Origin of the sequence: Flavobacterium wongokense, from assembly GCF_021608265.1 — a bacterium.
In the GTDB taxonomy this organism is placed as follows: domain Bacteria; phylum Bacteroidota; class Bacteroidia; order Flavobacteriales; family Flavobacteriaceae; genus Flavobacterium; species Flavobacterium wongokense.
Genome location: NZ_JAKIHP010000001.1, coordinates 364,293 through 377,167, shown reverse-complemented (window position 1 = coordinate 377,167; position 12,875 = coordinate 364,293). Strand labels below are relative to the sequence as shown.

The window sequence follows — 12,875 nt, the reverse complement described above, 5'->3', positions numbered from 1 at the left end:
TTACAGAAAAGGTTCTGTAAGCTTATGTTTAAAAGAGAAAAGCACCAATCCGACTTTTGATTTTATATTGAATTTTTCAAACATTGTGGTTCGGTATCCATCAATTGATTTCACCGAAACCCCAATTATTTCAGCCATTTGTTCGTAGGTATATTCCTTTTCGTCACAAACCAGGGTTAAGAACTGAAGTTCCCTTGTAGTCAAATCAATTACTTCTTTTGGTTTGGGCTGGCTGTCATAGTTCTTAATTCGTTTTAGTATTTCAGAAACATTGTTGTAGCCAATTTTCACAATGTTTTCAAGCGCAAATTTTAATTCATGTGCCGAACAGTTTTTATGCAAAAAGCCGCGTGCTCCAAAATTATAGGCTTCGTTGATGATGTTTTCGTCAAAATGTTGGGTAAGCAGTAGGACTTTATATTCTTCCTCTCTTTCTTCAAGCGCTTTCAATACTTCAATTCCGGTCATTTTTGGCATCGAATAATCGAGGATGAAAACATCGGGTTGTGTTTCCAGAGGAAGTGCATTGAGAAATTGCTGGCCATTTTCAAATTCTGAAATTACCCTAAAACCGCCGAGTTTTTCCAACAGGTCTTTCAAGCCTTGACGCACAATAGTGTGATCATCAATGATGCATACTGATATTTTATTCATTTTGAGGTGTTTTTTTGGTGATGATGATTGTTGTTCCTTCGTTGATTTTTGAATTCATATCAAACTCACAATCTATGATTTCGCATCTGGATTTGATATTAATTAAACCCAGCGAATCTTTATGGATGGTTTCCTCCATATTAAAACCTTTGCCATTGTCCTTAATAATAAACTGAAAGTTAGGCTTTTCATTCATTGTAATCTCAATTTTTGTGGCATCGGAATGTTTCAATGCGTTCGCCGTGACTTCCTGAAAAATACGGTATAAAATGATTTTTTCGGTATTGGTGAATTTGTAATTCGTTAAAGATGATTGAAAGGAAACATTGAGATTGCCATATTTTTTTATTCGGGTAACTTCTTTTTCAATGGCCTTTTGTAAATCATTTTGTGCCAGGAAATTGGAATTCAACGAATGACTCAAGTCTCTCACCGAGCCGGAAACCCTTGAAACTGATTCGGTAAGTTTGTTTAATTCCTCGTGGTCTTGTGTACCAAGCTTTATTTTCTCTAACTGGAAATTGACAAAGGTGAGCTGCTGTCCAATATCGTCATGTAAATCCTGCGAAATGTTTTCCAACACTTGTTCCTGTGTTTCAAGAATCGCCTTATTTAGGTTTTTCTGAAACTCAATTTCCTTAAAGTTGTGCTCTTTTACCTTTTTGATATAGAGCTTTATGATAACAGCACTAAAAATGATCACTATCGTAATGAATAGTAAACAAATGAGAACTCCTATGGCAATGTTATGTAGCATTTTTTTGTTTGAATTCTTTGTAGATGTAAAGATTGACTAGTGAATAGTAAGTAATGTTGCCAAACAAATTAACCAGTTCATAGAACTTCATTCCTAAAACGTCCTGGTTGTTTAGTTCCTTGTTTTTAAAACCAAAAATAAGCGCCATTCCTAAAAAAAATAACAAAGGAGAAGAAATCAATATAAAGTTATTGGACGTAAAAAAATCCAAATCCTCTTCCTTTAGGTTATTAATCGAAACGATAATGAAAACAACCAGATAAGCTAGTGAACCAAAAACGAATATATCCTGATTGAACTTGTGAATTGAATTAAAAAAATACGAAGCGATGCAGAAACCAACAAATAGCAACACCGAATATTTTGGAATCAACGAATTTTTACAACCCATATTCATAATAAGAAAACTGCATATAAAAGATATGAAAATGTACAAATTCGCTGATTCGTGATAATAGCTTTCATTAACATAAGCTATTAGCCCTGTTGTGTTTGCTGCTAATAAGATTATTGTCAATAAAAAACAGCTTTTTGTTTTTCTTAAACAGAAAAGACAAAAGAGTAAGGTTAAAAAGATATATGCCTTTATCCAAACCATTATGGAAGGCAATGGATCTCTCCTTCTGGCTCAAACGTTGGATCATCAACAATATCATAATAACTGCTATAAGTCCTGGTCTTGTTTTCAACCCTAAACATTATAATCGTTACATCCTTCTGTATGCTGCCATCTGCTAACTCAATATCTTTCAATCCTTTGGTGATGTAGATTCTATAACTATGATTAATATGTAGGTAATTAAAATAATCAAACATTGATTTAGGATAACAGGATGTCAACCGATCATGATCCATTAGAGCCGTGCATTTTGGAGGACTTATATTTAAGTTTTTAGCAGAATCCGGATTGAATTCGGCTAAATCAGCAAATCCACAACTGGAGTTTGGTATCTCAGAAAGGATAAAGCTATTAACATCTATTTCTTTTTCCATAGGTGTAGTGCCTTTCCAAAAATCGGACTGGAATTGTAAATAATCTTTTTCACAAACTCTATGGCTTCCTAACACTCTGGCAAATGCGGCGAAATTATCAGGCCGCTTTTTTAATTCGGTCAAAAGCTGGGTATAATTAAGCTTGTCAAATTTTTCGTGCGTATTACCGTTGTCTCCTTCAACAATTCCGTGTTCAACTGGTTTTTTACCAATTTCATAACCAATGATTCCTCCAATTCCTAGTACGATAACTAGCAATAATCCGGTTAAAATAATTTTTCTCATGATTTTAGTTTTTAAAGTTGATTAATATTTTCTTCAAAATTCAATCTTATCATTCAAAATCAAATTAGGAAAAACACTAACCATTAACAGTTTTTTTCCTGTTAACGTTAATCACAAGCTAATATAGGTAAAAACCTAATAAAAACCAATAAGCAAAAGGTTTTCAATTATTTAGTAAAAAGTATTCAATTCATTAGTGTTTCTCCTAATGACACAACTGATTTCTCAAGTTTTCCGCAGATAATCGAAAGTTTTTGCTTTTAAACATATCTTAAGAATGTAAATAATTCTTTTGCTTATATTTGCCTTATGATTTTCAAAAAGCACATCAGCATATTATTAACGGCCTTCCTTTTGGTTTCCAATTTGGGATTGGCGTTCAATGTGCATTATTGTGATAATGAAATCGCTTCGGTTACAATCAGCACAATACCTGCAACTGCAGAAGTAATTGATGAATGCTGCGGAATTGTTGAAAAGGATTCCCAATGCTGCAATGATAAAGTCATCAAGGCCGAAATCAAATCAGACCAAATAATCGTTCCATCCTTATTGCTCGACTTTATTGCGGTTACCGATTACTGGACGCCTCAATTCTTTACATTAAATAATAACTTCCAACAAAGAGATACCTTTACTTACTACTGCGATGCCCATGCGCCGCCTTTGTATCTCTTGTACAGCCAATACACTTTTTACTGCTGATTTTAATATTCGATAAGGAACTCTTTATTACGAATATTAAAATTTTAACTAATGAAAAAAATACTGTTATTCCTAGCATTGTTGATTTCTGCTGTTACTTTTTCCCAGGAAGAAATTAAAAAGGATACCCTGAAAACCGTCACAGTAGAAACCAGTAAAAAGGGATTGAAAAAATCAATTTCAGGCACGGCAAATACAACACTTGTCACGAGTAAGGAATTGCTCAAGGCAGCCTGCTGCAACCTTGCCGAAAGTTTTGAAACCAATCCGTCCATTGACGTCAATTTTTCTGATGCATTGACCGGAACCAAACAAATCAAGATGTTAGGACTTACCAGCCCTTACATTATGATTACTGAGGAAAATATACCTTCGGTTCGCGGCGCTTCGCAAGCCTACGGATTATCATTTACACCGGGAACCTGGGTTGAAAGCATCCAAATTACAAAAGGTGCTGGTAGTGTGGTCAATGGGTACGAAAGCATTTCGGGCCAAATCAACACAGAATTAATCAAACCACTTAAAGATATTCCGTTTTATCTTAATGCTTACGGTTCGACTGATTCACGCTTCGAACTGAACACTCATTTCAATAAGAAAATTTCAGACGATTGGTCCACTAGTTTGTTTGTGCATGGCAACGCACGTGTTTCCAAAAACGATATGAATGATGATGGTTTCCTGGACAATCCTTTGGGAAAACAATTCAATATCATCAACCGCTGGCAGTATGCTTGTGCCGAAACAGGTTGGGTTTCGTTTATTAATTTTCGTTATATGAACGACCAGAAACAAACAGGCCAGCTTGACTTTGATCCTGACAGAGACAGGTTGACTACGAATTACTGGGGCTCAGAAATCAATACGGAAAGACTGGATTTTTCTTCGAAAGTAGGTTATGTTTTTAAAGATATGCCATACCAAAGCATTGGTTTCCAGAATGCATTCAGCAATCACAACCAGCAATCGTATTTTGGTTTAAACCAATACGACATCAAGCAGCAAAGCTATTATTCCAACCTGATTTTCAATTCGATTATCAATAATACCAAACATAAATTTGCCACGGGACTGAACTTTACTTATGACAAATATTCAGAGTTTGTAAACCTTTTTGATGTAAGCCGAATCGATAATTCTGTTGGAGCTTTCTTCGAATATACTTATGACGATAATGATAAATTCAGTTATATATTGGGCGGAAGATTTGATTATCACAATAGGTTAGGGGCTTTCTTTACGCCAAGGCTGCATGTGAAATACAATCCTTGGGAGAAATCGGTATTACGTTTCTCTGCCGGAAGAGGAAAGAGGGCAGCTAATATTTTTGCGGAAAACCAAAACCTTTTTGCCAGCTCCAGGACATTTCAGGTTTTGGATACAAATGGGAAAGTTTATGGACTTGACCCGGAAATTGCCTGGAATTACGGAATCAGTTTTACGCAAAATTTCAAATTGTTTGGCATGAATGCCGATACGACGATTGATTTCTATCGCACCGATTTCCAAAACCAAGCTGTGGTTGATGTAATGAATTCGCCGCAAGAGGTTTTGTTTTACAACCTTAAAGGAAAATCGTATGCCAATAGCCTGCAGCTCGATTTCAACCTGGAAATCATCAAGCATCTAAATCTTCGTACAGCGTATAAATATTATGACATATCGACCGATTATCTTTCAGGAAGCTATCAAAGGCCATTGCAGGCTAAGCACCGATTTTTTGCCAATATGGAATATGCAACGCATATTGTAGACCATGGAAGGCAATGGAAATTTGACTACACCGTGAACTGGCTTGGAAAACAGCAATTGCCAAATACCCGTACTAATGCGGCGGCAGATAGATTTCCTGAATTTTCACCTTCGTTTGCTGTGATGAATGCGCAAATTACCCGAACTTTTTCGAGTACCTTTGAAATGTATGTTGGCGGAGAAAACATTGGCAACTACCGTCAGGACAAAGCAATTTTAGGAGCAGACAATCCGTTTGGAACTAATTTTGACACGTCGATTATCTATGCTCCGGTTTTTGGCCAAATGTATTATGCGGGATTACGATTTAAAATAAAATAAAATAAAAATTATGAAGAATATATTTTTAGGAATGATGTTACTGTTTGTAACACTTTCAACACAAGCACAAGATAAGAAGAACAAAAATGCCAAATACAATATCGAGGTAAATGGCAATTGCGAGCAATGCAAAAAGCGGATTGAAAAGGCTGCTTATTCTGTATCCGGAGTAAAAAGCGCCGAATGGCATATTGACGACCACATCCTTCATTTGATCATCAATGAGGAAAAATGTTCCATAATTGATGTGAAAAAAGCCATTGCTAAAGTTGGCCACGATACTGACGAGGTAAAATCTACTGATGAAGTTTATGAAAAGCTGCATTCCTGCTGCAAGTATGAAAGAAAATAAATTAAAAACTCCTTAACTTTTTAAGGAGTTTTTTATGTTTAAATTTGCTAAAAATTCCAAATTGAAAAGAATATTATTCCTTCTGTTATTGCTTGTTTATGGAAATTGTTTTGCCCAAAAAACAGTTCAGGATCAACGCACTTGGTTTGCATACATTGGACAGTGGAAGGTTTCCGAAAAATGGGGATTTCATGTTGAAGGACAATTAAGGTATGAAAATCATTTTGACCAAAACCTCCAAAATGTTTTCCGGATTGGCGGAATTTATTTTATCAAACCAAACGAACACGTTACAGTAGGTTACGGTTTGATACATACTTACAGCGCTTCGGCAGACGAATTTTTTACCGAAAACCGACTTTGGGAACAATACCAAATCAACAATAAATGGAGCAAAAACACCATGACACACCGCTTGAGGTTGGAACAGCGATGGATTGAACAATTGGCGGATAATTCTACAGCTTATCAAAACAGGTTTCGGTATATGAACCGGAATTTGTTTCACATTGCAGATTTAAAATCGGATAAAAACCAGATTTATGCCGTGCTTCAGGATGAAGTTTTTTTGACAATAGGTGAAAACAAAGTCAATTCCAAATTCATGGACCAGAACCGGTTTCTTGTTGGACTTGGTTTAAACCACAATAATAAACTGCGATTGGAATTGGGTTATATGAATCAGTATGTTACTTCAAGTTATGGCAATGATGCTATGAATCATACGGTTTCAGTTACGCTTTTTCACAATCTGGATTTGCAAAAGCATTAATTTTAACGCTGAATCCCAAAAAAAAGCATTAATTTCACGCTCGATAAAATTTATGATCCATGAGTGATTTTGACTGGATGCAATTGCTAAATCCCGAGTTCTACATAACCATGTCTCTTGGTGGTGTAAAAGTAGGTTTGTGGATTGTATTATTCATTGTTTTTGCCGAAACAGGTTTGTTTGCCGGTTTCTTTTTGCCTGGCGATAGTTTACTTTTCTTATCGGGAATTTACAGTCGGGACTTGATTGAAAATTTTGCTTTCATCGAAAGCGATATCCTCAATGTGGTCCTTCTTTCGACTTTAATAGCAATAGCCGGGATTTTGGGGAATATGGTTGGCTATTGGTTTGGTGCCAAAAGTGGTTATTACTTATACAAAAAGGAAGACAGTTTTTGGTTCAAGAAAAAATACCTGATCCAGTCAAAGGATTTCTTTGAAAAATATGGAGGAAAAGCAATCATCTTTGCACGTTTTTTACCTATTGTCAGGACATTTGCCCCAATTGTTGCCGGCATTGTTACCATGGATAAAAAGAAATTCATGTTTTACAACATAGTGAGTTCGTTTCTTTGGTCGTTTGTGCTTATTTTTTCAGGGCATTATTTGTACGGAATGTTTTTGGACAAATTTGATGTCGATTTAAAAAAGCATATAGAAGTCATCGTAATCGGAATCATTTTAGTCTCAACGCTTCCGGTTTTCCTAAAATTCATAAAGAAAGTTCCGAAAGAACAGGAATAAAAAAGTCCCGAATTACTCGGGACTTTTTTTATTGATAATCTAGTTTAATTACATCATTCCCGGCATTCCGCCGCCCATTGGCATTCCGCCACCGGCATTTTCTTCCTTGATTTCCACCAAAGCACATTCGGTTGTCAATATCATTCCCGAAACAGATGCAGCGTTTTCAAGTGCCACACGCGTAACTTTTTTAGGATCAATGATTCCGGCTTTCAGCATGTCAACATATTCGTCTGTTTTGGCATTGTAACCAAAGTTTGCTTTCCCTTCTGAAACTTTTGCAACTACTACAGAACCTTCCAATCCTGCATTTTCAACGATTGTTCTCAACGGAGCTTCAACAGCACGTGATACAATCTGGATTCCTGTTGCTTCGTCAGCATTATCAGCTTTAAGTTTTTCCAATACCGATTTTGCTCTCAATAGCGCAACACCGCCACCGGCAACAATTCCTTCCTCAACAGCAGCACGGGTCGCGTGAAGCGCATCGTCAACGCGGTCTTTTTTCTCTTTCATTTCCACTTCAGAAGCGGCTCCAACATAAAGAACGGCAACACCTCCGGCTAATTTAGCCAAACGTTCCTGCAATTTTTCCTTGTCATAATCAGAAGTAGTTGACTCCATCTGACCTTTGATTTGGTTCACACGATTCTTAATCATGTCAGCACTTCCGGCACCATTTACCAAAGTCGTATTGTCTTTGTCGATAGTAACTTTTTCTGCTGTTCCCAACATTTCCAAAGTTGTATTTTCAAGAGTATAACCACTTTCTTCAGCAATTACGGTTCCGCCTGTAAGGATGGCAATGTCTTCCAACATCGCTTTTCTTCTGTCTCCAAAGCCCGGAGCTTTTACAGCAGCAATTTTCAAGGCACCACGCAATTTGTTTACTACCAATGTCGATAAGGCTTCACCGTCAACATCTTCTGCAATGATCAATAATGGTTTTCCTGATTGTGCAACAGGTTCTAAGATTGGTAACAATTCTTTTAATGAAGAAACTTTTTTGTCATACAAAAGAATGTATGGTCTTTCCAATTCCACTTCCATTTTCTCCGGATTAGTGACGAAGTATGGAGAAAGGTAACCTCTGTCAAACTGCATTCCTTCTACAACATCAACGTAAGTATCGGTTCCTTTAGCTTCTTCAACCGTGATAACGCCTTCCTTGCCAACTTTTCCAAAAGCTGTAGCGATCAAATCTCCAATAACTTCGTCGTTGTTAGCCGAGATAGAGGCAATTTGTTTTATTTTTTCAGAATCGCTTCCGACTACTTGAGCTTGTTTTGCCAAATCGGCAACAATAGCTTCAACCGCTTTGTCAATTCCGCGTTTTAAATCCATTGGATTGGCTCCAGCTGCTACGTTTTTCAAGCCTTCCTTTACGATTGCCTGAGCTAAAACGGTTGCAGTTGTAGTTCCGTCACCAGCTAAATCGTTGGTTTTAGAAGCCACTTCCTTTACCATTTGTGCACCCATATTTTCCAATGGGTCTTTTAATTCAATTTCTTTAGCAACAGTAACACCATCTTTAGTAACATTTGGCCCGCCAAATGATTTTCCTATGATTACGTTACGTCCTTTTGGTCCAAGGGTAACTTTTACTGCATTAGCCAATGCATCAACGCCACGTTTTAATCCGTCACGTGCTTCAATATCGAATTTTATATCTTTTGCCATAATTAGTTTTGTATTTTTTTTTTGAATTAGATAATTGCTAAGATGTCATCTTCGCGCATGATTAGGTAATCCTTTCCATTGAATTTTAAATCGGTTCCAGCATATTTTCCATAAAGGACTGTATCGCCAATTTTTACAGTCATTGGTTCGTCTTTTTTGCCATTTCCAACAGCAACGACAGTTCCTTTTTGTGGTTTTTCCTTTGCCGTATCCGGAATGATGATTCCAGAAGCTGTTTGCGTTTCAGCAGCAGCAGGCTCAATGATTACTCGGTCTGAAAGAGGTTTAATATTTAATGCCATAATATGATGTATTTGTTTTTTAATATTTGGTTTTTGCTAGTCAGAAATTATACCATTTGGATATTGGCTGACAAATTTTCAGTCTAAAAAAAATGCCAGCTTATACTGCTGGCATTGTATTTCTTATATCTAAGAATTATTTTTTTGGAGTCTCCACCGGTTTAGCAGGAGCAGGAGCTGTTGTTTTAGCAGGAGCCGCAGCTTCTTTTTCGTCAATGATTTTTGAATTGGCATCGCTCATGCTTCCTGTGAAACTTAAGCTTGACAATAATATCAAAACGATTAGTATCGTTGCTAATGTCCAAGTACTCTTATCTAAAAAGTCTGTTGTTTTTTGAACGCCTCCCATTTGTGTTGAACCACCTAATGAAGATGATAAACCGCCACCTTTTGGGTTTTGTACCATAATTACGATTATCAGTAAAAAACAAACTATTGTTATTAATACTAAAAAGATTGAAAATGTGCTCATTATTACTTATTATTTTGTTGTAAAATTTTAATATCAGAAATTCGGTCTGCAAAGAAACTACTTTTTTCTGGATATTTCAAAATTAATATTTCATAAGCTTGAATTGCTTTCGAATATTTTTTTTGTTCGAGATAAACCCTGGCTAAAGTCTCGGTCATAAGATAGGAAGTATCCTCTGAAAATGTAGCAGCAACTGGGACTTCAGCGTCTTTTGCAATTGGTGTTATCTTAGGGTTGTTTTCAATGAACCTATCAATTAAATCCAGTTTTTTCTTCTTATCCTCATCGATATTTGGCTTGATTTCTTCACGAACGATGGGTTTCAAGCGCGATAATTGCAGCCATTCCTGAAAAGAGTGCTTTTCGTTCCTTGAAAATTCCAAGGGTTTTCCGATGGACAATTTTTCTTCTGCTTTTTGTTCTTCGGTTGTGGTCGCTTCCTTGATTGACGTTAGGATTGATTGTTCCAAAGCGTCAACTGTTGGCTGTTTGGCTTCAACAATAAGGTGTTCACTTCCCACAACATTCATGTTCATCAGCTCTTCAAGCTTCTTTTCGTAGAGCCCTTTTTGGACAGAAACAAATGAATCGGAAGTAATGAAATCAAACAGGATGCTTCGGTCGGTGGTATATGCTGCAGAAATTTTCAAGGCATAATTATAATTGAAACTGTCCTGATTGTACAGATGCTTTAATTTCAGCACACGCGCGCTCTGAAAATAAGGGAACGCTTCCAAAACATTGTCCAATGTTTCAGCGTACCGATCATTGACAGCGTCGGGTTTGTTGAGTAAAAAAGTATAATCTGTTAAATTCATTTCAAGATTTAATTACCATTTTGCCAATGATTCATTGAAAATATCCTGCGTAATCCGTTCATAAATGAAATCGATATAACCAGCTAATGTAGCACCGGTTGGAAGTTCTGATCCGTCATAATCCCTGTAAAACGAAAAGCGTTTTTCAAAATTATCAGCTTCCTTGTTTTTATTTGTAAAACGAACGTTTACTGTAATGGAAAGCCTGCTTTGTGCAGCCGTTTGTGCGGCAGTAGCCTGCATCGGAGTAATTCGGTAATCTACAATTTCACCTTCATATACCAAATCACCATTGGTGTTGGTCAGGTTAAGATTGGTTTGGTTCTGTATGATTTCCTGAAGTTTAATCGTAAAAGTCCTTTCGATTCCCGGCTCAACCAAATCGGCATTATTCTGAAAATAATTCACCTGGAATGTCTTGGCGTCAATTTTTCCTGTTCCTGTAAAATTATAAGGGCCACAACCGTTAACGGCAATGGCAAGGATAAAAACAGCAAGTAATTTTAAAAACTTCATGGTAATAATTAAAGACCGCTAAAGTACTTCTTTATTTTGAATTAAGGAAGAAGATCTCCTTGGTAGTAATACTTTATTGAAGTCATAGTACTTTCAAAAACCCCATGATAATAAGAGTCACTGGTTTGAATTTGAGGCAGGTTATTCGAATTATAGGTATAATGGTAAACGGAGCTTTCAGGATCTTCCGCGCAATAACTGTGTGTAAGCACATTATTGGTGGAATTGAATTGTCCATCAACCCAGTTTGAATATTGTACAAAACTAAAAGCCCTGCAGATCGAAAGGGTTGCATTTCTTAAGGGATTGACATTGCTGTCATAGGTTAGGTAATTACAACTCTCATTGGGATGGTAGGAAGTAACATTGTTGCCTGAATAATATACAAGCATCTCTGACCATATGGTTTCATTAAATCCACTTTCGTCATTATCTACTTGTATGGTTCTGCCTTCCAATAATAATTTATCACTATTGATTTTGGTTAACCTGTAATAACTGTTCAAATTACCTGTATAATATGCCTGCAATGAGTTGTCATAATGAATGTTTTCACCGTCAACACTAGTCAGGAAATCGTTGGAGTCATAAGTAAAGGTGTGTCCTTCGGTAGTTGAGTCATCATGGTAAACAGTAGAACCAATCAATCGATTGTTATTGTCATAGATAAAATCCTGAACGAGGGTTCCATCGGCTTTAACTATCTCTGTCAATATACCCTCGTTATTGAAAATCCATTGTTTTTCATTGGGAGTACCCGGATAAAAATCAACCCTTTGCAGCAAATTTGGATTCGGTTCATTACTCGTTGTCGAATCATTGGAGCATGATGTCAATAGACAGATTGAAATCAAAAGAAGACAGAACTTTTTCATAGCGAATGGTTTAGTTCTATAAAAATAAGGAAATAAATTGGATTTTTAAATTACCAATGTTATTATTCATAGTAATATTCAGCGTACAGTGCCCAATCAACAACAGTGCTGCTAGGATCTATGACTTCAATCCCAATCTGCATATAGGACATATCCTGGCTTACAATAAAACCATAATTGAAATAATAGGCATTGTTTGGTCCGTAATCATGTCCGTCTGCCAACTGTTGGGAAGTAACACCGTCTATAAAAAAATCAGGGTCTGTCAAAGATTTAACTTGTGCTACAGCCAATACTTCGGCAGCGATTGGATTAGGCATAACTGATCCGAAATGGAAGTTTTTCATAAGTTCGGTAGTGCCATTGTTGATCTTTTCAAATGATGTCATTGTTCCATTTTCATAAACCATGTGGAATGTTCTGGCTCCTGTGCCTGTTCGCACGAAATTTTCAGCAAGCATATCCGAATTCACCTGGCAGTGTATCGTAAAACCACTTCCGTATGAATAGTCATAAGTCCTATTCGCAGCATTGTAGGTATATGGTAATCCGTTAATGCTTTGGATGGTATTATCAGTATTGTAAGTAATGGTAGTGGTTTCAGAAACTACGCCGTTAGTATATTTTTTATCCAAAATTACGCGGTTCTGATTATCATAAATGAATTCTTCAGCCAAGCTTCCATCAGCAAGGGTAATCGTGCTTAATTGATTATTGCTGAAATTCCAGTGTCTTTCGTTTACAGAGTTTCTGTAAAAAATCACTTTTTGCAAAGTTGAAGCCGGAGTAATGTTAGTATCATCGCTGCTGCTGCATGAAGTTAATGCAATGGCTGCTATAAAAAAGAAGAATATTTTTCTCATGACTATAATAATTTG

At 36.5% G+C, this 12,875-nt stretch carries 16 protein-coding genes; 5 read left to right on the top strand and 11 right to left on the bottom strand.

Annotated features, from left to right (window positions below; genetic code table 11):
• The 4 genes from L1S31_RS01485 to L1S31_RS01470 all read right to left on the bottom strand — a co-directional run bounded on the left by L1S31_RS01485 (position 1) and on the right by L1S31_RS01470 (position 2,689).
• Entirely contained in the window at positions 1 to 654 is a 654-nt protein-coding gene (locus L1S31_RS01485; RefSeq protein WP_236461179.1) for a response regulator transcription factor, read from the bottom strand.
• A complete protein-coding gene (locus L1S31_RS01480; protein ID WP_236461177.1) occupies positions 647 to 1,411 on the bottom strand; it encodes a sensor histidine kinase in 765 nt (254 codons plus the stop codon). The genes L1S31_RS01485 and L1S31_RS01480 overlap by 8 nt, the downstream gene beginning before the upstream one ends.
• On the bottom strand, positions 1,401 to 1,802 hold the full coding sequence (locus L1S31_RS01475; protein WP_236461175.1) for a hypothetical protein: 402 nt from the start codon (positions 1,800 to 1,802) through the stop codon (positions 1,401 to 1,403). Before L1S31_RS01475 ends, L1S31_RS01480 begins: the two co-directional genes overlap by 11 nt.
• Before the next feature lie 206 nt (positions 1,803 to 2,008).
• Positions 2,009 to 2,689, bottom strand: a complete 681-nt coding sequence (locus tag L1S31_RS01470; RefSeq protein ID WP_236461174.1) for a hypothetical protein — start codon at positions 2,687 to 2,689, stop codon at positions 2,009 to 2,011.
• A gap of 309 nt (positions 2,690 to 2,998) precedes the next feature.
• Here L1S31_RS01470 and L1S31_RS01465 point away from each other — a divergent pair, with 309 nt between their 5' ends.
• The 5 genes from L1S31_RS01465 to L1S31_RS01445 all read left to right on the top strand — a co-directional run bounded on the left by L1S31_RS01465 (position 2,999) and on the right by L1S31_RS01445 (position 7,334).
• Entirely contained in the window at positions 2,999 to 3,394 is a 396-nt protein-coding gene (locus L1S31_RS01465) for an HYC_CC_PP family protein (protein WP_236461172.1), read from the top strand.
• Between the two features lie 51 nt (positions 3,395 to 3,445).
• Entirely contained in the window at positions 3,446 to 5,467 is a 2,022-nt protein-coding gene (locus L1S31_RS01460) for a TonB-dependent receptor plug domain-containing protein (RefSeq protein WP_236461170.1), read from the top strand.
• Positions 5,468 to 5,477: 10 nt separating this feature from the next.
• Entirely contained in the window at positions 5,478 to 5,819 is a 342-nt protein-coding gene (locus L1S31_RS01455) for a heavy-metal-associated domain-containing protein (protein ID WP_236461169.1), read from the top strand.
• Positions 5,820 to 5,880: 61 nt separating this feature from the next.
• The gene (locus L1S31_RS01450; protein WP_236461166.1) at positions 5,881 to 6,591 is read left to right on the top strand and encodes a DUF2490 domain-containing protein; all 711 of its coding nucleotides are present in this window, start codon (positions 5,881 to 5,883) and stop codon (positions 6,589 to 6,591) included.
• Positions 6,592 to 6,650: 59 nt separating this feature from the next.
• Entirely contained in the window at positions 6,651 to 7,334 is a 684-nt protein-coding gene (locus tag L1S31_RS01445) for a DedA family protein (protein WP_236461164.1), read from the top strand.
• 48 nt (positions 7,335 to 7,382) lie between these two features.
• Here L1S31_RS01445 and groL read toward each other — a convergent pair whose 3' ends face one another.
• The 7 genes from groL to L1S31_RS01410 all read right to left on the bottom strand — a co-directional run bounded on the left by groL (position 7,383) and on the right by L1S31_RS01410 (position 12,860).
• Entirely contained in the window at positions 7,383 to 9,014 is a 1,632-nt protein-coding gene (groL, locus tag L1S31_RS01440) for a chaperonin GroEL (protein ID WP_236461161.1), read from the bottom strand.
• A gap of 26 nt (positions 9,015 to 9,040) precedes the next feature.
• Positions 9,041 to 9,316 (bottom strand): co-chaperone GroES, encoded by a 276-nt coding sequence (locus L1S31_RS01435; RefSeq protein ID WP_236461160.1) that lies wholly within the window; start codon positions 9,314 to 9,316, stop codon positions 9,041 to 9,043.
• Positions 9,317 to 9,452: 136 nt separating this feature from the next.
• Positions 9,453 to 9,788, bottom strand: a complete 336-nt coding sequence (gene secG / locus L1S31_RS01430; RefSeq protein ID WP_236461158.1) for a preprotein translocase subunit SecG — start codon at positions 9,786 to 9,788, stop codon at positions 9,453 to 9,455.
• 2 nt (positions 9,789 to 9,790) lie between these two features.
• Entirely contained in the window at positions 9,791 to 10,606 is an 816-nt protein-coding gene (locus tag L1S31_RS01425) for a tetratricopeptide repeat protein (RefSeq protein WP_236461156.1), read from the bottom strand.
• Between the two features lie 12 nt (positions 10,607 to 10,618).
• Entirely contained in the window at positions 10,619 to 11,122 is a 504-nt protein-coding gene (locus tag L1S31_RS01420) for an LptE family protein (protein WP_236461154.1), read from the bottom strand.
• Between the two features lie 41 nt (positions 11,123 to 11,163).
• Positions 11,164 to 11,997 (bottom strand): hypothetical protein, encoded by an 834-nt coding sequence (locus tag L1S31_RS01415; protein WP_236461152.1) that lies wholly within the window; start codon positions 11,995 to 11,997, stop codon positions 11,164 to 11,166.
• 62 nt (positions 11,998 to 12,059) lie between these two features.
• Positions 12,060 to 12,860, bottom strand: coding sequence for a lipoprotein (locus L1S31_RS01410; protein WP_236461150.1), 801 nt, complete (start codon positions 12,858 to 12,860; stop codon positions 12,060 to 12,062).
• Positions 12,861 to 12,875 lie beyond the last annotated feature (15 nt).

Coding starts and splice junctions, on each gene's coding strand:
- L1S31_RS01475 (WP_236461175.1), bottom strand. CDS start 1,802: ATGGGTTGTAAAAATTCGTTGATTCCAAAATATTCGGTGTTGCTATTT.
- L1S31_RS01420 (WP_236461154.1), bottom strand. CDS start 11,122: ATGAAGTTTTTAAAATTACTTGCTGTTTTTATCCTTGCCATTGCCGTT.
- secG (WP_236461158.1), bottom strand. CDS start 9,788: ATGAGCACATTTTCAATCTTTTTAGTATTAATAACAATAGTTTGTTTT.
- L1S31_RS01425 (WP_236461156.1), bottom strand. CDS start 10,606: ATGAATTTAACAGATTATACTTTTTTACTCAACAAACCCGACGCTGTC.
- L1S31_RS01480 (WP_236461177.1), bottom strand. CDS start 1,411: ATGCTACATAACATTGCCATAGGAGTTCTCATTTGTTTACTATTCATT.
- L1S31_RS01465 (WP_236461172.1), top strand. CDS start 2,999: ATGATTTTCAAAAAGCACATCAGCATATTATTAACGGCCTTCCTTTTG.
- groL (WP_236461161.1), bottom strand. CDS start 9,014: ATGGCAAAAGATATAAAATTCGATATTGAAGCACGTGACGGATTAAAA.
- L1S31_RS01435 (WP_236461160.1), bottom strand. CDS start 9,316: ATGGCATTAAATATTAAACCTCTTTCAGACCGAGTAATCATTGAGCCT.
- L1S31_RS01460 (WP_236461170.1), top strand. CDS start 3,446: ATGAAAAAAATACTGTTATTCCTAGCATTGTTGATTTCTGCTGTTACT.
- L1S31_RS01455 (WP_236461169.1), top strand. CDS start 5,478: ATGAAGAATATATTTTTAGGAATGATGTTACTGTTTGTAACACTTTCA.
- L1S31_RS01485 (WP_236461179.1), bottom strand. CDS start 654: ATGAATAAAATATCAGTATGCATCATTGATGATCACACTATTGTGCGT.
- L1S31_RS01470 (WP_236461174.1), bottom strand. CDS start 2,689: ATGAGAAAAATTATTTTAACCGGATTATTGCTAGTTATCGTACTAGGA.
- L1S31_RS01410 (WP_236461150.1), bottom strand. CDS start 12,860: ATGAGAAAAATATTCTTCTTTTTTATAGCAGCCATTGCATTAACTTCA.
- L1S31_RS01445 (WP_236461164.1), top strand. CDS start 6,651: ATGAGTGATTTTGACTGGATGCAATTGCTAAATCCCGAGTTCTACATA.
- L1S31_RS01415 (WP_236461152.1), bottom strand. CDS start 11,997: ATGAAAAAGTTCTGTCTTCTTTTGATTTCAATCTGTCTATTGACATCA.